This is a genomic window from Bowmanella pacifica, from assembly GCF_014645355.1.
In the GTDB taxonomy this organism is placed as follows: domain Bacteria; phylum Pseudomonadota; class Gammaproteobacteria; order Enterobacterales; family Alteromonadaceae; genus Bowmanella; species Bowmanella pacifica.
Genome location: NZ_BMLS01000006.1, coordinates 80,445 through 97,126 on the forward strand (window position 1 = coordinate 80,445; position 16,682 = coordinate 97,126).

General features: G+C 50.8%; 22 protein-coding genes. 6 read left to right on the forward strand and 16 right to left on the reverse strand.

Features of this window, described 5'->3' with window-relative positions; all coding sequences use genetic code 11:
- Positions 1–95: 95 nt before the first annotated feature.
- Positions 96–635 (reverse strand): SRPBCC family protein, encoded by a 540-nt coding sequence (locus IEX02_RS16260; protein ID WP_188697568.1) that lies wholly within the window; start codon positions 633–635, stop codon positions 96–98.
- Positions 636–781: 146 nt separating this feature from the next.
- Between IEX02_RS16260 and IEX02_RS16265 the strand changes: the two genes are divergently transcribed.
- The 3 genes from IEX02_RS16265 (at position 782) to IEX02_RS16275 (ending at position 4,585) form a co-directional block, all read left to right on the forward strand.
- Complete coding sequence (locus tag IEX02_RS16265; protein ID WP_188697570.1) at positions 782–2,350, forward strand: amidohydrolase family protein; 1,569 nt, start codon at positions 782–784, stop codon at positions 2,348–2,350.
- Between the two features lie 75 nt (positions 2,351–2,425).
- On the forward strand, positions 2,426–3,739 hold the full coding sequence (locus tag IEX02_RS16270; protein WP_188697574.1) for an aminotransferase class V-fold PLP-dependent enzyme: 1,314 nt from the start codon (positions 2,426–2,428) through the stop codon (positions 3,737–3,739).
- 336 nt (positions 3,740–4,075) lie between these two features.
- Entirely contained in the window at positions 4,076–4,585 is a 510-nt protein-coding gene (locus tag IEX02_RS16275) for a MerR family transcriptional regulator (protein ID WP_188697577.1), read from the forward strand.
- A gap of 108 nt (positions 4,586–4,693) precedes the next feature.
- On the opposite strand, the gene IEX02_RS16280 is transcribed toward IEX02_RS16275, so the two are convergent.
- The 14 genes from IEX02_RS16280 to IEX02_RS16345 form a co-directional block, all read right to left on the reverse strand.
- On the reverse strand, positions 4,694–5,560 hold the full coding sequence (locus IEX02_RS16280) for a PhzF family phenazine biosynthesis protein (RefSeq protein ID WP_188697580.1): 867 nt from the start codon (positions 5,558–5,560) through the stop codon (positions 4,694–4,696).
- A 320-nt stretch (positions 5,561–5,880) separates the two neighbouring features.
- Positions 5,881–6,249 carry a GFA family protein gene (locus tag IEX02_RS16285; protein WP_188697584.1) on the reverse strand — a complete coding sequence of 123 codons (369 nt, stop codon included), beginning with the start codon at positions 6,247–6,249 and terminating at the stop codon, positions 5,881–5,883.
- 34 nt (positions 6,250–6,283) lie between these two features.
- Positions 6,284–6,763 (reverse strand): hypothetical protein, encoded by a 480-nt coding sequence (locus IEX02_RS16290; RefSeq protein WP_188697586.1) that lies wholly within the window; start codon positions 6,761–6,763, stop codon positions 6,284–6,286.
- A gap of 106 nt (positions 6,764–6,869) precedes the next feature.
- The gene (locus IEX02_RS16295) at positions 6,870–7,196 is read right to left on the reverse strand and encodes a hypothetical protein (RefSeq protein ID WP_229702257.1); all 327 of its coding nucleotides are present in this window, start codon (positions 7,194–7,196) and stop codon (positions 6,870–6,872) included.
- Between the two features lie 108 nt (positions 7,197–7,304).
- Positions 7,305–7,667, reverse strand: coding sequence for a nuclear transport factor 2 family protein (locus IEX02_RS16300; RefSeq protein WP_188697589.1), 363 nt, complete (start codon positions 7,665–7,667; stop codon positions 7,305–7,307).
- Positions 7,668–7,680: 13 nt separating this feature from the next.
- The gene (locus tag IEX02_RS16305) at positions 7,681–8,103 is read right to left on the reverse strand and encodes a GNAT family N-acetyltransferase (protein WP_373285032.1); all 423 of its coding nucleotides are present in this window, start codon (positions 8,101–8,103) and stop codon (positions 7,681–7,683) included.
- Positions 8,104–8,206: 103 nt separating this feature from the next.
- Positions 8,207–9,550 carry a serine hydrolase domain-containing protein gene (locus IEX02_RS16310; RefSeq protein WP_188697592.1) on the reverse strand — a complete coding sequence of 448 codons (1,344 nt, stop codon included), beginning with the start codon at positions 9,548–9,550 and terminating at the stop codon, positions 8,207–8,209.
- A gap of 48 nt (positions 9,551–9,598) precedes the next feature.
- Positions 9,599–10,036, reverse strand: a complete 438-nt coding sequence (locus IEX02_RS16315) for an RDD family protein (RefSeq protein ID WP_188697596.1) — start codon at positions 10,034–10,036, stop codon at positions 9,599–9,601.
- 3 nt (positions 10,037–10,039) lie between these two features.
- Complete coding sequence (locus IEX02_RS16320; RefSeq protein ID WP_188697599.1) at positions 10,040–10,519, reverse strand: nuclear transport factor 2-like protein; 480 nt, start codon at positions 10,517–10,519, stop codon at positions 10,040–10,042.
- A gap of 48 nt (positions 10,520–10,567) precedes the next feature.
- Positions 10,568–10,819: a hypothetical protein gene (locus tag IEX02_RS16325; RefSeq protein ID WP_188697602.1), complete on the reverse strand. Its 252-nt coding sequence runs from the start codon at positions 10,817–10,819 to the stop codon at positions 10,568–10,570.
- Positions 10,820–10,845: 26 nt separating this feature from the next.
- A complete protein-coding gene (locus IEX02_RS16330; protein WP_188697603.1) occupies positions 10,846–11,355 on the reverse strand; it encodes a GrpB family protein in 510 nt (169 codons plus the stop codon).
- Positions 11,355–11,831 (reverse strand): GNAT family N-acetyltransferase, encoded by a 477-nt coding sequence (locus IEX02_RS16335; protein ID WP_188697608.1) that lies wholly within the window; start codon positions 11,829–11,831, stop codon positions 11,355–11,357. Before IEX02_RS16335 ends, IEX02_RS16330 begins: the two co-directional genes overlap by 1 nt.
- A complete protein-coding gene (locus IEX02_RS16340; RefSeq protein ID WP_188697610.1) occupies positions 11,821–12,444 on the reverse strand; it encodes a DUF2238 domain-containing protein in 624 nt (207 codons plus the stop codon). Before IEX02_RS16340 ends, IEX02_RS16335 begins: the two co-directional genes overlap by 11 nt.
- A 9-nt stretch (positions 12,445–12,453) precedes the next feature.
- Positions 12,454–13,020, reverse strand: a complete 567-nt coding sequence (locus IEX02_RS16345; RefSeq protein WP_229702258.1) for a YqaA family protein — start codon at positions 13,018–13,020, stop codon at positions 12,454–12,456.
- Positions 13,021–13,252: 232 nt separating this feature from the next.
- Between IEX02_RS16345 and IEX02_RS16350 the strand changes: the two genes are divergently transcribed.
- From IEX02_RS16350 to IEX02_RS16360, 3 genes are read left to right on the forward strand one after another with little or no spacing between them, the layout of a single operon-like run.
- Complete coding sequence (locus IEX02_RS16350) at positions 13,253–14,116, forward strand: mechanosensitive ion channel family protein (protein ID WP_188697617.1); 864 nt, start codon at positions 13,253–13,255, stop codon at positions 14,114–14,116.
- Complete coding sequence (locus tag IEX02_RS16355) at positions 14,113–14,931, forward strand: magnesium transporter MgtE N-terminal domain-containing protein (protein WP_188697620.1); 819 nt, start codon at positions 14,113–14,115, stop codon at positions 14,929–14,931. The genes IEX02_RS16350 and IEX02_RS16355 overlap by 4 nt, the downstream gene beginning before the upstream one ends.
- Before the next feature lie 7 nt (positions 14,932–14,938).
- A complete protein-coding gene (locus tag IEX02_RS16360; protein ID WP_229702259.1) occupies positions 14,939–16,276 on the forward strand; it encodes a magnesium transporter in 1,338 nt (445 codons plus the stop codon).
- On the opposite strand, the gene IEX02_RS16365 is transcribed toward IEX02_RS16360, so the two are convergent.
- Positions 16,266–16,682: a GNAT family N-acetyltransferase gene (locus tag IEX02_RS16365; RefSeq protein WP_188697623.1), complete on the reverse strand. Its 417-nt coding sequence runs from the start codon at positions 16,680–16,682 to the stop codon at positions 16,266–16,268. The two genes, IEX02_RS16360 and IEX02_RS16365, sit on opposite strands and share 11 nt — an antisense overlap.

The window sequence follows — 16,682 nt, forward strand, 5'->3', positions numbered from 1 at the left end:
AAATGTTAACTCGTTGTAATCACAGGCAGTGAATCAACCCGTGCAGGAAGAATCAAGCCATACCCGACCAACGCCAACCTGTATAAGACCAACCTTTATTGCTCGCGGCTATTCTCAACCAGAGTTTTGAGGTTTGCTAAACCCAGTTCAAAGTCAGGTCCCACCATAGAGTCCATCATCAGGGCAAAATAATGATTAATCGGGTTTGCTCCCACATCACCATAATCTACCCACTGCACCCGGGTTTTGCCGTCTTCATCGGTAAGGATAAATTCACCGGTACTGCCCATTTCAAATTCAGGAAAATACAGGCTGTATACCAAGCGACGATGTGGCTCTGCGGCGATAATTTCCATCACACCGCTCCCCTCCTGTTGGCTTATCCACTCAGAACGCATGCCTACCTGGGAGCGGGGACCATCGTAATGCACCTGCATGGCCGGATCGCGCTTAAACCAAACGCCCCAGTCCTGCCACTTTTCCAAATCCGCCACCTGGGCATAAATTTTGTCGGCAGGCGCATCAATAGTGATGGAGCGCTCCACCCTGAATTCGGAAGGCAAGATGTAACCAATGGCAAAAAACAGCGCCACTAATATTCCCACTATCAGTACGATCTTCTTCAATACGGCCATTTTTATTCTCCTGATCTTCCAACCTGGCTCGGCATTTTTTATAACATATGTTTAACTTTTCACAGGACTTTTAAATGTTTCAGCTTATGTTGCGGTGAAAACCTCACCTTCTGCCGCTAACAGTCTGAATAAGTAAAGGAAAAATAATGAAAATACGCCAATTTTGTGGAGTCGTGTTGGGACTGGTGCTGAGTCTGTCGGTCCTCGCTAAGCCCGGAGCCAGTGCCCCAGATCGCCCTGCCAAAGAGGGCCAGGGCCCCTATTCCCGCCTAATTTTACGGGGTGTTACCCTGATCAACGGTGAAGGGGCGCCGGCCCGTGGCCCGGTGGACATTGTGATCCAAGATAACCGCATCCGTGCCATTCACAGTGTCGGCAACCCCGGCGTCCCGATTCTGGATGGTGGGCGACCTAAAGCTGCTGCCGGTGACAAGGAGATGCAACTTGAAGGCCATTACGTATTCCCTGGCTTTATTGATATGCACGGCCATATTGGCGGCTCAGCGGATAACATTCCGGCCGAATATGTATTTAAGTTGTGGCTGGCGCACGGCATTACCACGGTAAGAGAGCCCGGCAGCTTTAATGGTGTTGACTGGGTGATGGACCATGTCAAACGCAGTGAAGAAAACCGCGTTACGGCGCCCAGAATCATTCCCTACTTTGGCTTTGGTCTTGGCAGTGACAGCCCAATTTATACCCCCAAACAAGCACGAAACTGGGTTGAGTGGGCAGCCAAGCATGGCGCTAAGGGCATTAAGTTTTTTGGCGCACCGCCCAAGATCATGCACGCCGCCCTGGATGAAGCCAAACAGCAACGACTTGGCAGCGCCATGCACCACGCGCAATTAAATGTGATGAGCATGAATGTACTGGACTCGGCACGCCTGGGTCTGACCACCATGGAGCATTGGTACGGCTTACCCGAAGCTTTGTTTGAACATCAGCGCATTCAGGATTATTCCCCCACTTACAATTACAACAACGAACAACACCGTTTTGCCGAGGCCGGACGGCTGTGGCAACAAGCCGCCAAACCGGGCAGCACCAAATGGAACCAAGTGCGGGATGAACTGTTAGGTTTGGATTTCACCTTAAACCCCACTCTGACCATTTACGAAGCCAGCCGCGACCTGATGCGCGAGCAACAAGCCGTCTGGCATCAGGATTACACCCTGCCTACCTTATGGGATTTTTTTCAGCCCAATCGCTATGCCCACGGCAGTTATTGGTTTGACTGGACCACCGATGATGAAATTGCCTGGAAGGAAAACTACCGGCTGTGGATGGCCTTTTTAAACGATTATAAAAACCATGGCGGACGGGTGACCACCGGCTCCGACTCGGGTTACATCTATAAAATCTATGGTTTTGGCTATATCCGCGAGCTGGAGCTGTTGCGCGAGGCCGGCTTTAATGCCCTGGAAGTGGTACAAGCCGCCACCTTAAATGGTGCACAGGCTTTGAGGCTGGATGACGATTTAGGCTCTGTCAGTGCCGGCAAGCTGGCTGATATGGTGATCCTGGAGGAAAACCCGCTGGCCAACTTTAAAGTACTGTACGGCACAGGGCATTTTAAACTGGACGATAATAACCGTCCCACCCGTATTGGCGGCGTGAAGTACACTATTAAAGACGGCATAGTGTATGACGCCAAAGCCTTGCTGGCGGATGTGCGGGAGATGGTAAACACAGCGCGTGCAAAGCAAGAATAGCCTTGGGCGACAGAAACCCCGCCCATTCAAATGAGTTGGCCTATACTGGATGAGATATTTCAGCGGGAGCTCATTATGGAGCGACGTGCATTTCTCACCGGCAGCGGCTTAACTCTCGCTGCCGGCAGCCTCAACACCTTTGCCCAGGCAGAGGGCCCCAAAACCCAGTTAAGTCATAAAACACTGGCCCAAGCGGATTGGTCGGGATTGAGAAAGTTGTTTCCACTGACCTACGACTACATTCACCTGGCCACCTTTCTGCTCGCCTCTCATCCCAAGCCTGTTGCCGATGCGATCGCCATGCACAGACAAGCCTTTGACAGCAACCCGGCAGATTACTGGCATGAACACTTTATGACCATTGACGGCAAAATCGCCCAGGCCGCCGCGCAATATATGGGCGGTCAGGGTCATCAAATTGCTCTGACGGACAGTACTACCATGGGCCTGGCCATGGTCTACAGCGGTTTAAAATTGAATCCCGATGACGAAATAGTACAAACGGTTCATGACCATTACTCCACCGACTTGTCATTGCAATTACGCGCCGATCGTACCGGCGCTAAGGTTAAACGCATTACCTTGTACCAGGATCCGGCCAAGGTTGAGGTAGACCAGATACTCAGCAACCTAAAAGCCGGTATCAGTAGTAAAACCCGCGTGGTGGCAGTCACCTGGGTACATTCCTCCACCGGGGTAAAGCTCCCCATCAGGGCGATGGCAGATCTGATTCAGGGCATTAACGCAAAGCGAACAGACGCCGATCAGATCTTATTTTGTGTGGACGGTGTGCATGGTTTCGGTATTGAAAATGAAGATATCAGCCAACTAGGTTGTGACTTCTTTATCGCCGGTACGCATAAATGGATTTTTGGCCCCCGAGGCACCGGGCTGATTTGGGGTAAAGATAGCGCCTGGCAACGCACTAACGCGGTGATCCCCAGTTTTAGCCAGTCCTATGATGTATGGATGGGCTACAGCAGCCAGGATCAGGTGCCGATAGGCGAGCATATGTCACCGGGCGGCTTTCACTCATTCGAGCATAGATGGGCCTTGCCCGAAGCATTTAAGCTACACCAGCAACTGGGAAAAGCCAATGTGCAAAGTCGTATTCATCAGCTCAACAGCCAAACCAAAGAAGGCCTGGCCAAAATGCCCTATGTCAGGCTATACACGCCAATAACCCCATCCCTTTCCAGTGGTTTAGTCTGTTTTGATGTGGAGGGTATGCACCCCGACGAGGTAGTCAAAAAGTTGCACAGCCAAGGGGTGATTATGAGCTCTACCCCCTACCGCCAATCCTATGCCCGTTTTGCACCGAGCCTGATAAATAATGAACAAGAGATAGAGATTGCCCTGGCCGCGATTGCCGCACTGGCGAAAGGCTAATCAAACAGCAAGATACCGAGAGCATGCTGATGCGCCAACCAGGTCTGGGAGGCGCATTAGCGCTATTTAGTAACTCACGAAAATACGCTTATCTGCGCCTTAATGCATCACATCAATGCTGTATTGGTGCACTCATCTCATCATCTGCAGCCAGTTGAAGCGATCAACACTAAGGTAATAAAAACTTATACCCGCCAGGCAAGGATCTTTTCCAAACCACGGATTGTCTTGCCATGCATTGCGACCAACGGGCGTAGATAAGTTTTAATATAAGGTATTGACCCGTCTATTAGTAACGGGTTGAGGATACTGACTCGGTTAACTTGTGGAACTGCCATGCTTACTGTTACTCAACTCGCAAAACACACTGGAGTGTCTCGTACAACGATTCTGTATTACGAGCAACAACAACTGTTACTACCGGCGTACCGCTCTGAAAACGGCTATCGCTGGTATGGCGATAAAGAAATTGAACGCTTAAAGGCTATCGCCTCTTATCGTTCTTACGGTTTGTCGGTGGCAAGTATCCATGGGCTATTAAACCGAACGGGAGAATCTCAGGCAGCACTTTTAAAAGAACACTTTTATAAGTTGGAGCAAGAGATTCAAACGCTACGAGCACAACAAAAAGCGGTAGTTGTGCTTCTCAACGATCCGAGTCTAATGGAGGAAAATATGGTCAATAAAGCACGCTGGGTTGAAATCATGGTAGCCGCCGGTTTTAGCGAAAACGACATGGTGAAATGGCACCAAAAATTCGAGGAACTAGAACCACAGGAACATCAAAAGTTCCTGGAATCCTTAGGTATTACCGCCGACGAAATCGCTGAGATTCGCGCTTTCTAAACGAATACAGCCTCAGGGAAGAGGCTGAGTTCTCATATCGTATTTCAAGGACATGTAACTGCACACCACCAGGAGAAATGATTGAACATTCCCTGCCTAGCTAGTTAATTACAAACAGACTGTCTGCTGCCCTATCTCACGGGCAAAGCCGCCAACACTGACTTTCACTATACCCTGCTCGTTTGACTCTACCGAGGCAGTAATGCTAGATACACAGCCCATGGCCCTACCCTGTTCAAAGGTAAAAGCCTTGCCAAGCTTATCGCCCAAATGCTTGGTCAAATAACAGGCCAAAGCACCATTAGCACTGCCGGTAGCCGACTCTTCGGGAATACCAAATAACGGCGCAAAGTTCCGGCAACTGGCGGTCAGCCCGCTGTCCTTATCGCAAAGCTCAAAGGCATGAATACCAACAAGGTTATGCTGTTTACAATAGTCACTGAGTAGCGCGTTGTTTACCTGAAGTTTATCCAAATACCCAAAAGGCACAGGCACAATAATATCCGGTAAGCCGGTTGAAATTATCTCCACGGGGAGCTGGGTTGAAGCCAGTAATTCGGCATCCAAGCCAATCATCTCGGCGATGGTCTGGTAATCAATAACGCCAAGGTAGTCAGGCAGAGCTTGTTCCATCACTATCTGGCCATCAGATGCCACAGTTACGCCCAATAAACCGGCTTTGGTTCGCTGTATATAGCGCCCTTCACTAATCAGGCCTTGCTGATAGAGCGTAGAAAAAGTCGCTAAAGTGGCGTGTCCACAAAAGTCCACTTCATCGGTAACGGTAAAAAAGGATACGGCGAAATCCACTTCCTCATCCTGGCAGATAAAAGCGGTTTCGGAAAACCCCACTGCCTGGGCGATTTTCAGTTTGTCCTGGTCAGATAAATTATCGGCGTTTAATACCACCCCGGCCGGGTTACCGCCGCGGCCATTGGCGGTAAAGGCATTAACTAAAAAAGCGTTAACTTCCATTAAAATCTCTTACTTCGTACAACATAAGGGTAAACAACGGGAGCGGGTCGTTATAACGTCATATCTTATATGGCGCGCCGATCCCATTAACAACAGGCGTCCTGTCAGTTGCCTTTACGGCAAATTAAAGCCGTTCAATCAGGCGTGTTAGAAAGCTCAATAGTATCAAAGGACGCGAAGCGCACGAAGGTTGATTGAGGTGTCTCACTCTTCGTGTTCTTCGTGGTAAAGAAATACAGGGATGGGCTTTCAGGCTCGCAACAATAAACTTCTGCTGCAGAGCGATGCCATACCAAAGGCGCTCCGGTAACCTCGTTTACTTATGATGCATCCACCAAGGACTGCGCCGCACCATTACTGGCACCGACTTCAAAAGATGCCAGGTCTACCCCTTCAATACAGGCCAGATTGTAACCGTATTCGGTAGGTACACTGCGGCGCTGATGATGGGTATAGATGCCGCACAGACTGCAAAAATAGTGCTTGGCAATTTTGGTGTTCCATTGATAAAGGCTTAACTTATCCTCGCCGCGGGTAACGCGCAGACGATCCAAGGTCACGCCCGCCATAATGGCGCCTTTTTTACTGCAGATAGAACAGTTACAACGACGGATATTCTGATGCCCGTCAATCAAGTCCACCTCAAATTCCACAGCCTGGCAGTGGCAGGTACCTTTTACTGTTTGCATATACTTCTCTTTGTTCCTATTGGCTTATTCGATACTAATTTGACTCATTTAACTGAGCCAATTCAGTCAATGCTTTATCCTCATCCACTTTGATAATGACGTTATTACCTGAGTCAACTCCATAGGAATAGAAACGTGTAGCGACAGCATCATCTGGCGCGTTACCTGGCGTGGTGTAATAAGCGTAGTAACTGGCCTGTCCTGCCAAGAGGGTCACATCAAACTCCAATAAATTGTGAGTGATAAAGGCATCAGGTTTTAATACAACTTTGTACTGACCAGGAGGTAAGTTTGCTCTGATAAATCCTTGACCTGAAAGACAGCCCTTTTCAAGATCATTCAAAAACACTTTCAGGCAGACCGTTACGCCATCATGCGTATTCGGTTTGTACAAATAAAACAGTGATTCTTGGTTTCCTAGTTGAGGATGGGAAGTAAACTTCGGCCCTTTGGCTATAGGTCCAGCACAAGCGCTTATAAGTGCGCTAATGACAAGCAAAAGTATCATTCTCATATTCGAATTTCCCTTAATCTCTAGCAAGTGACAGAATTTTCCCCAGCTAGAAGTCACCTTAGTAAATGGCCAAAACGCCATGAACACTCCGAAAACTGCACTTTATTTACTCTTTGGGCCTAAGCGTTTCAATGATTTTTGCATCCACCCAATAGGGGCTACCTACCACATAGCGGCTACCATCGTCGCGGGTTTTCACATCGCCCTTCCAGAAAAACAGATATTTGCCATCAGGTGTGACTTTGGGGCGCTGTTCATACAAGGGGGTGTTGATGGTATCGCCCATATTGATGGCCTCGCCCCAAGAGCCGTCTTGCTGGCGAAAGCTGATATAAATATCAGGGGTGCTTTCGCCGTCCTTCTCGGCATCCCACATTAAATAGGATTCATCCGGGGCGACAAAGGGGTGAGCAATATATTTTCCCTGGTTCACCGCCGCGCTCATCTTAACCGGCGTTTCATAGTTGCCATCAATCAGGCAGCTAAGTTTAGGAAAAGATAAACACAGCCTTTATCGCTGGCGGATAACTGTGTAATTATCTCAGGCCACAGCGGATGCATGGGCAGCGATAACCTGAAATGCATCGCCCTGCTTGGCCCAGACACGGGTAAATCTCAGCACTATATTGGCGGGTTGCCCAGCATAGGTGCCTTGAATATCAGCTTGTGCAGTCACTATGGCCATATCGCCAAGAGGCTTAATCTTAAGGTCGGCTAACTCCAGAGCGCTTATCGTTAATAGGCCACAGCGATGCGCCTGGATATCGTCCTGCTTGGATTGAAGCTGGCCCAGGTGATTGGTAAACAGCAAATCGTCGGCCAGCAGCGTATCCAGCTCGCTGATATCGGCGTTTAGCATGGCGTTACGTAGGCGCGCTTCCAGCGCCGCAATATTATCTTCCATCTATCTTTCCTGTCTATTTGCACACGCCATTAGGTACGGGACTGAACTTTTTAGTCATGCCCTGACTGGCGGGAGCCACCAGCCGGTAGCCAAGCTTTTGATAAAACTCGGGTTTATCCGCAATCATGGAAACATAAGAGCCTGGCAATACCGCTCCTGCCAGGTACTGGTCAATATAGGCCATCACCTGTTTGCCCAGCCCCTGCCCTTGGTAATGCGGATCGACAGCAATATCCACCACTTCAAAATTGCAAGCACCGTCGCCCACCACCCGGCCCATGGCAATCAGCTTTTGGCCGTCACGCATACAAACCGCATATAACGAATTGGGCAAGCCAATCTGGGCGGCTTGCAGGGATTTGGCTGACAGACCGGCGGCAACGCGCAGGTCACAATATTCCTGAGGGCTGGGGGCATGTTCTTTAATCGTTAGCATGATGTTGTGTGACTCCTGTTCAGATTGTCGGAACATACACAAAAACACTGTACAAATAAACAGTTCACTGATTAACGCTGACAAAGCAGCACGTTACAACGGATTACAGCCTGTTAGCCGATTTACCCTCGCCAAAATATAAGTGCATGGGCACGAGCTGTATGCCGCGTTCAGAGTGGCGAAGTTCAAAGTAGTTTTCACTGCACGCATAGGAAAACGCGTTGTTTTCCCTCAGCACCAGCTCTCTTGGGGCCTGATTATCGGTTTTGCCAAACCACTTACCCTGCGCTTCGAACAGTTCCAGGGTTTTGCCATCTTCAAAGCGGTATTTACCCAGCAAGTTGCTCGCTACGCTGGACGCTTGCTCTGCACTGACGGGCTGTGGTGACAGCCCAAGCTGAATGGCCATCATATCCAACAATGCTGGCCCGGGATGGGCGGCGTCATTATTACTAAGCGCGACTGCATAAAGATCTGACTTGGGGAGATACACTGACCAGGCCATAAAGCCAGGCACCTGCCCTTCATGGTGAAAGCTGGGCTGACCGGCAATTGGTGAAATATTGATGCCAAAGCCGTAATCCACCTCTTCACCATTAGCCAGTGCGGCTTTAGTGGTCATCAACTTATAGCTGTTTGGCGAAATTACCTTGCCCGTCATTAGGGCTTGTTGCCATTTGCCCATATTGGCCACCGTTGATGCAATGGCACCCGCGGCGTACATCCAACTGCGATCCACTTTAAATGGCTGAGTAAAGTGATCTTTTTGCCCCCTGTTTTGGGTGTAGCCGACCACCTGTTTCAGGCTATCTCCCTGGGTCATCACAAAGCTGCTGTGCATCTCCAGTGGTGTGAAAATATGCTTTTGCAAAAAACCGGCATAGCTCTCGCCAGACACCGATTCAATAATTTTACCCAGGTACAGATAGCCTACATTAGAGTATTGGTATTGCTCGCCGGGGGCTGCGTTAATCTCAATGGCACTGATTTTTTCAATAATCTGATCAATGTCGGTATATTGATGCCAATGGTCGGTCACATCGGCTTCGGTAAAGTAGTCGGCCAGCCCCGAGGTGTGAGATAGCAGTTGTTCAATGGTGATATTGTTATGGGCAAAGGCTGGCAGGTGTTTTTTCACGTTGTCCTTTACGGACAACTTTCCCTGTTCCTGCAACATCAGTATGGCGGCGGCAGTAAACTGCTTAGTCACAGAGCCTATCTGGAACACGTCTTCGCGACTTAGCGGCTTGCCCGTTTCAAGATTACTTACCCCCGCAGCACCAGTAAAAATAAGCTTACCTTGCTGCTCTAATCTGACTGACAAACCTGGGTTTTCAGGGGAGGAATGACAATTCAGTACGTTACGAAATACTTGTTCCTGACTATCGCCATGCACACCCAACGCCAGAAAACTCAACGAACATACCAGTACCGTGTTTTTTAACATCTTTCTTCCCTACAGATTAACCAGGCGCACCAAGACAGGTGCTTCGAGCTAGTTTGGCTTTTGTTCGTAAATCACCAGTGTACCGGCCAGCTTGTCGTGCCAGCCTTGTTTTCTGGCATCTATCCCCACCCAAATCAGGCCTAAGCCCAGTGGAATGGTGGACACGTAATAACCCAGATAGCGAATAATACATTGACGAGTGGATGGCGCTTGCAGGGTGTTGGCATCGACAATTTTGGCCCCCAGGGCGATTTTGCCCGGCGTGGCCTGGCGGTATAGCCAGAACAAGATCACGGCCAGAATGGGAAATACCCAGGACAGCAGAATATGCACAACTTGCGCTGCCCCGCCCTGTACGCCTTGGAGCAACACCTCCCAGCCAAAAAACCAGACCATTAACGGCCAGATAATCGCCACAATAATCAGACTGTCCACCAGCATGGCCAATACTCTGGCCCAGAATCCTACGTAGCGCAGTTCTGTCATGCTTTACTCACTCTTTTGCTCTGGCAGGCTATGAAATCGGCGTAATCGGGTGATTTGCCCGGCTTGGTTAAATTCCATGGATAGCAGTACATAGGTTGTATACTCCACAGGCTCAGACATATGGCTGGGATGCACTTTGGCATGCTCGCGGTATTTAACAAAGGCCACATTACGCCCCAGCATCAGATCAGTCATTTCCACGGTACAGAACGACACCTTATCCTGCATTTTATGCAGCAGGCCTTTTCTCAGTTCTGCTTTGTCTGACACCACGACATTGAACTTGACATGTTCATCAGTGAATTCGTCAGCAAACAAGCTGATAAAATGCTCAATATCGGTAAGCTGCGTATTGGGTTGCTGCTTAGCTTGTTTGGCCTGCAAAAATCCTCTGGCCAATTGTTCAAGCTGCCCGACGGCTAAATCGGCCTTTACCGGCAGGCTGAATGCACAGAGCAGTGATATGATCAGGGCACATCGCATAAAGCCTGTCCTTGTGATTATTTTTTACCTAGGTTAACAGACCAGCGGTTAGCGACAAGCGGGTTTTTTACTGCCGCTAATGAGTCTGCCCAAGCCCCGCAGCATGGCGGTAAAAATACCGTTCGCCACATCATTATCGTTCATCCTGTCGGGCGAGTCGTTAGCCCGGTCCCTGGCACTTTCCACCGTGCCCTCGGCCATATCGCAGGCAAAATGCTTGGCATTATTAGCACTGCATCCACTTAGCATCGCCAGCAAAATCAGACTGACCAGCATGCGGTGGGTATTATTATTTTTCACATCAATTCCTTTGATTGGTTCACGACTCAGCCTTTGGCTTGCCTGAGTACACTTACAATAAATTCGCTTTTGGCCTGGCTGTAAGCATCCCTGTCATGACGGTAACTCAGCGCCAAACCTTGTTTAAGCCTTGCGTAATCCCCCGCCAACTGCGGGTGTTGGCGCAGTGCATCGCGAAATGCCAGCCGCGCATGCCATAGCTCACTGTTGTAGGGGATTAAATGCACATGATGGGTGCGATATTCAGGCCAGGGCTTACAAAACCAATGCATCTGCTCGGGTTTATAGGGGTAATAGCAATAGCCGTTGTCACTAAGCAGCCCAATGGCATCCGTTGATGCGCTTAACGACGCTACCCCTACCATAATATCTATCACGGGTTTGGCCATTAGCCCCGGCACCGCAGTGCTGCCCACATGCTCGATGCTACCGACCACCTTGTCACGCAAAATAGTGTTAAGGTATTGTTTTTCTTCACGAAACTTAGCAGGCCATTGTGGCTGATAGGCCACCAGTTTTATGAGTGCGTCAGCCATTAGTTGTATTTAAGCCGTTTTTGCATAGAAAAATTCACCAGTATCTGGCCGCCCCGCTCTACCTGATTCTCTCTTACCAGGCTAAAGCCCTGCTTAGCAAAAAACGGCCGGGCCAGATACGAGGCTTCCACGTATAACATAGGTAAGTGTAACGTTAGGGCCTGCGCTTGCAGATGATGATATAGCGCCGTTGCTATGCCCTGTCGCTGATGCGCCGGATGGGAATACGCCACATCAATATGACCGTCAGGCTCCAGGGTCATAAAGCCAACAAGCTTATCCCCTTGCAGGGCAACAAAGGGCGGATGGCAGTCAAACCTTGCCTGCCACGCAGCGTAATTTTTCGGCATGGGCGCCCAGGCATCCGCTTGTGCCTGGCTGTAGTATTCCAAAGCCGGGCCATGTACCGCTGCGTAAAAAATATCGGTCAGGGCCTTGGCATCTTCCGGCCGGTAACGGCGGATCTTAATCGCCATACTGCCCTCTTGGGCTAAGCATACCCTTGGCCTGTAACTGTTTGCTATGCAAGTGGCTTAAGCTGAATAGCGCCACTATGGCCCCCACCAGGGCAAAGGCCATATCGGACTGAGTATCCCAGACGTAGCCCTGTGTACCCAAAAATGCTTCAGCGTCTTCACCAGTCAGCGCCGCCACCCACCACTCGATTAGCTCATAAAATGCGCTGAAGGCCAGGCAAAAGCATACAATCAAAAAGTTACGCCAGGCTGCACCGTTCATCACCTGTTTGCGGATAAGCAGCTCTCTGGCAATCATGGCCGGTACAAAGCCCTGAGCAAAATGCCCCAGCTTGTCGTAATGATTGCGCTCGAAGCCCAGCCATTCTTTGAAATAGTCAAACAACGGCACCTCGGCATAAGTGTAATGGCCGCCTACCATCAAAATCAGACAATGCAGCAAAATCAGCCCATACAGCAAAGGCGTGAGGGGGAAGCGCTGCCAGGTCATTGCCAGCACCACAAAGCCGATCAATGCCGGTAATACTTCTAAAAACCAGGTAAAGCTGTCCTTAGGTTCAATTCCCGACCAGACCAATACCGCCCAAAACGTGCCAATCCATAGTGCTTTCATCGGTCTTCCTTAGGCAAAGTACTGCCAACCTACCACCAACAGTGCCAGGGCGAGTATGGATACGCCCAGCTTGCCCGCATGGTTTTGCCATAATGCCGACGCGCGCTCACCAAACAGCAGCACCAAAACCGCCAAACCATAATAACGAAGCCCCCGTGATAACAGCGACGCACAGATAAACATCAATAGTGAATAGCCCGTAACGCCAGCCGCTAACATGGCAACCTGAAAAGGCACCGGTGTAACACCCACCATAAACACCGCCCAGAAACCATCGTCCTGCAGGGTTTGTTTAAAGGCTTCAAATTCATCCCCCGCCCCCAACTGGGCAATAAACCAGTGACCGACCGAGTCAAACACCAACTGACCAACGCCATAGCCTATCAGGGCGCCTGCGATACAGCCGGCCAGCGCCACACTTGCCAGCAGCCAGATACGTTCACGTTCAAGCACCATGTAAGGGATAAGGATCAGCTCCAGTGGAATCGGAATAATGATTGCTTCCAACATGGACAAAAAGAACAACAACACCAAGGCGTGATTGGAACGCCTTAACCGCTCCAGCCATAACTCCACCTTAGATCCATTCTCAGTTTTTGCCTGCAAGGTTAAACCTGCTCATACTTGTTCCTGTGTGGTACATACTTTACTTTGAACAAGGTATCTGGGGAACCAGGCTGCTGGTTTATTTCTGCCAGGCTATCCCCTGTAGCGCGCGTATAGCCTAATCCGTGCGCCAATTATGGACATCGTCAGGATGGCCCACTACGTTTTGCTTAAGGCTCCTGACCTAACGACAGAGAAACCTATGACCCACTCCGTCTCTACCGATCTGCAATCGGCTGTTACCGGCCTATATACCCAATTACTGGAATATCTGGTGGCTTACCTGCCACAACTGCTGGGTGCCCTGCTGCTGGTATTGGCAGGCTGGCTGGTGGCCTGGCTACTGTCACGCTTTACCCTATCCTTTATTCGCATACTTAACCGGCTGCTGGCGGTACTGACCCCGACCGCCCTGAGAGACAAAGGGCTGGAGATTAAAAACCAACATTCACAATTTGCCGGTAAAGTGATCTTCTGGTTGGTGATGCTGTTCTTTATCGCCGCCTCTACCTCCATTCTTGGTTTGGATCTGTTTGCCACCTGGCTGGGTGGTCTGTTGGCTTACCTGCCTAAACTGTTGGCGGGGTTACTGATTATTCTGGGCGGTTATTTGCTGGGCAACCTGCTTAGTACCATGGCCCGCGCCACTGCCGAGTCGGCGGGCCTGCCCAGGGCAGTATGGATAGGCACCTTCACAAAATTCTCGGTGATCTTTACCGCACTGGTCATTGGCATTGAGCAACTTGGTATCAATATTCATTTCATCACCACCTTAGTGATTGTACTCACCGGCGTACTGAGTTTCGGGCTGGCGCTGGCATTTGGACTGGGCAGTCGCGAGCTGATTGCTAACGTGGTAGGTGCCCGTCAGGCCAAAAAACACTGCCAGGTACATGATCATTTGCGGGTCGGCGACATAGACGGCGTGCTGGTAGAAATTACCGATACTATGCTGGTATTGGAAACCGCTCAGGGCAGAACCCTGCTACCGGCCAGATATTGGCTGGAGCAAGCCAGTTGCGTACTGAAAGCAGATAACGACAGCAGCACCGGAGGCCGCGCATGAACCAGGCAAAGTTATCTTTGGCACTGCATTTTCTTGAAGAAGAGCCCCAGGCCGGTGCCAGACGCCTTGAGTTACAGGAAGCGGAACACAGCGCGGCGGTACTGCACAAAGCCCCCGCCCCCATCGCCGCTAAAGTTTTGGCCGCTATGCTGCCGACCTTTGCCGCTCCGGTATTAGCGCTGCTGGATAACGAAGATGCCGCACGCCTTCTTAAAGCGCTGACAAATGCCGATATTGCCGCCCTGCTGCGCCAGTCCAAGGAAGCGAATCGACAGCGCTTACTTGGCTTACTGCCACTGAAAAAACAAACGGCCTGTCATTTACTGCTCAGTTACCCGGATTACACTGTCGGCGCCTGGACCGAAACCGATCTGTTAGTGCTGGATCATCAAATGGATGCGGCAGATGCCGTGCTGCGGCTGAAAAAACGCGCCTATTCAGAAACCCGAGACATTTACCTGGTCAATGAAAAACGCCAGATCAGTGGCAAACTGTCGGTGTATGACATACTACGCGCCTCACAGAACACCCCGCTGGCGCGCCTGATGCAACCGGGCCCCCACAGCATTAGCGGCTTTACCGAACTCAATGCCGCACTGGAGCTGGCGGTATGGCGGGGGCAGGATACCGTAGCTGTGGTCAATCAGCAGCAGGCCTTGCTTGGCATTATTCACCATCATCAGTTACGTCGTGCGCTTAGTCGTGCAGAGCCAGCACCACAAAGTACACCACTGCCCGGTGATATCCTCGGCGCCTATGGGGCATCCATTAATGCCCTATTTGATCTTATTACTCCCAGTCAGACCAGCCGTTAGGAGCGCAATGATGAACTCACTCGAACAACGCCTGGACAGCGCGGCCGAACAACTAAGCCAGACTTATATGGCCAATTACCCGCAAAAAAGCGCCCGCCATCTGGAAAGTATGCCAGCCGCACAAGCCGCAGACTTGCTGCAAAGCCAACCTTTGCATGTGATTGCCGGGCTGTGGAAATACCTGCCGGTAGGTACCTCAGATAGTGTATTTGAGGCCTTACCCGACGAGCTGGCAAGCCGACTGATAAGCTATCTGGATAGTCACCTGGCCATTGGCCTGCTCAGTCGCCAATCGGAACAAAAGCGCACCACCTTACTCGATGCCCTAACCGTCAACCATGCGGCGTTGGTCAGCGAATACAAAAACCTGCTGCAATACCCGCCGGATACGGCAGCCCGCATGATGACCACAAAAGTACAGGCATTCTCTGCAGATATCCTGGCCAGTGAAGCCTTGGCCATACTGCGTCGCAACCAGGTGATAACGCAGGACACCTTGTATGTACTGGACGTTAATCAGCAGCCCAGCGGCGAGTTTAGCTTGCAGGAACTGATTTTAGCGCCGCCCAATACGCAGCTGCAGGATTTGGCCAAACCTCTTAGAACCAGCCTGAGCGCCCTGGATGACAAAGATACCGTGATTGAGCGCTTTGAAGGATTTCGCTGTCGCAATATTCCGGTACTGGATCCGCAAGGGCAACTTATCGGCAGCATCGGCTACTTTGATGTGTATCAGTCCACCAAGGAAGACCTGGCCACAGACCTGCAGACCATGGTGGGTGTCAGCAAGGAAGAAAAAGTCCTGTCCAGCAGTTGGTTTGCCTTTAGCAAACGCCAGCCCTGGTTGCAGATAAACCTACTCACCGCCTTCGCCGCCGCCGCGGTGGTCGGTGCCTTTGAAGGCCTGATTGCCCAAGTCACGGCGCTGGCTATTTTGCTGCCGGTGGCGGCCGGCCAATCCGGTAATGCCGGCGCCCAGGCGCTGGCTGTCACCATGCGGGGCCTAACACTGCGTGAAATCACTACCCGGCACTGGCGCAAAGTGCTGTTTAAAGAAATGATTGCCGGTGCCATGAACGGCGTGGTTATCGCCCTAACCTGTGCGGTCGGGGTGTATGTATGGAGCCAGTCCATCGGCTTGGCACTGGTGATTGCTCTGGCCATGGTTAGCTCCTTGGTCATTGCCTGTAGCGCCGGTGCACTGGTGCCTATTGTGCTGAAAAAAGCCGGCCTGGATCCGGCTCAGTCATCGTCCATTGTACTGACGACCATCACAGATATTGCTGGCTTTATGTCCTTTCTGGGCATCGCCCTGTTGCTATCGGATATGCTGCCTAAGGGGTAAGTGTTAGCGCCATTCGCACGTAGGCTATCTCGCCTTTGTAAAACAGCCCGCCGCTTTGACTTAAACCAAAGCGGCGGTACAGTTCAGAAGCACTTTGGCGCGCATCACACCAAAAACGCGTCAGGCCCAAATGACGGGCGCGCGAAATAGCTTCCTTTAATACCGCCGAACCTATGCCCCGGCCCTGATATTCTGGCAAGGTCGCAAACTTTCTCAGTCGCATGGCATTGTCCTGCACAAACAGCGACGCCACGCACACCAGCTTGCCATCAACAAAAGCGCCCAGATGACAGCCGCTGCCGTCGTCAGCTAAGCGGCAAAACGCCATGGGCTTGTCCGGCCACAGTACTTGGTGGCGAAGGACCAACGTTTGCTGGCTGCGAATCTCCTGAATACTGGCAGTCAT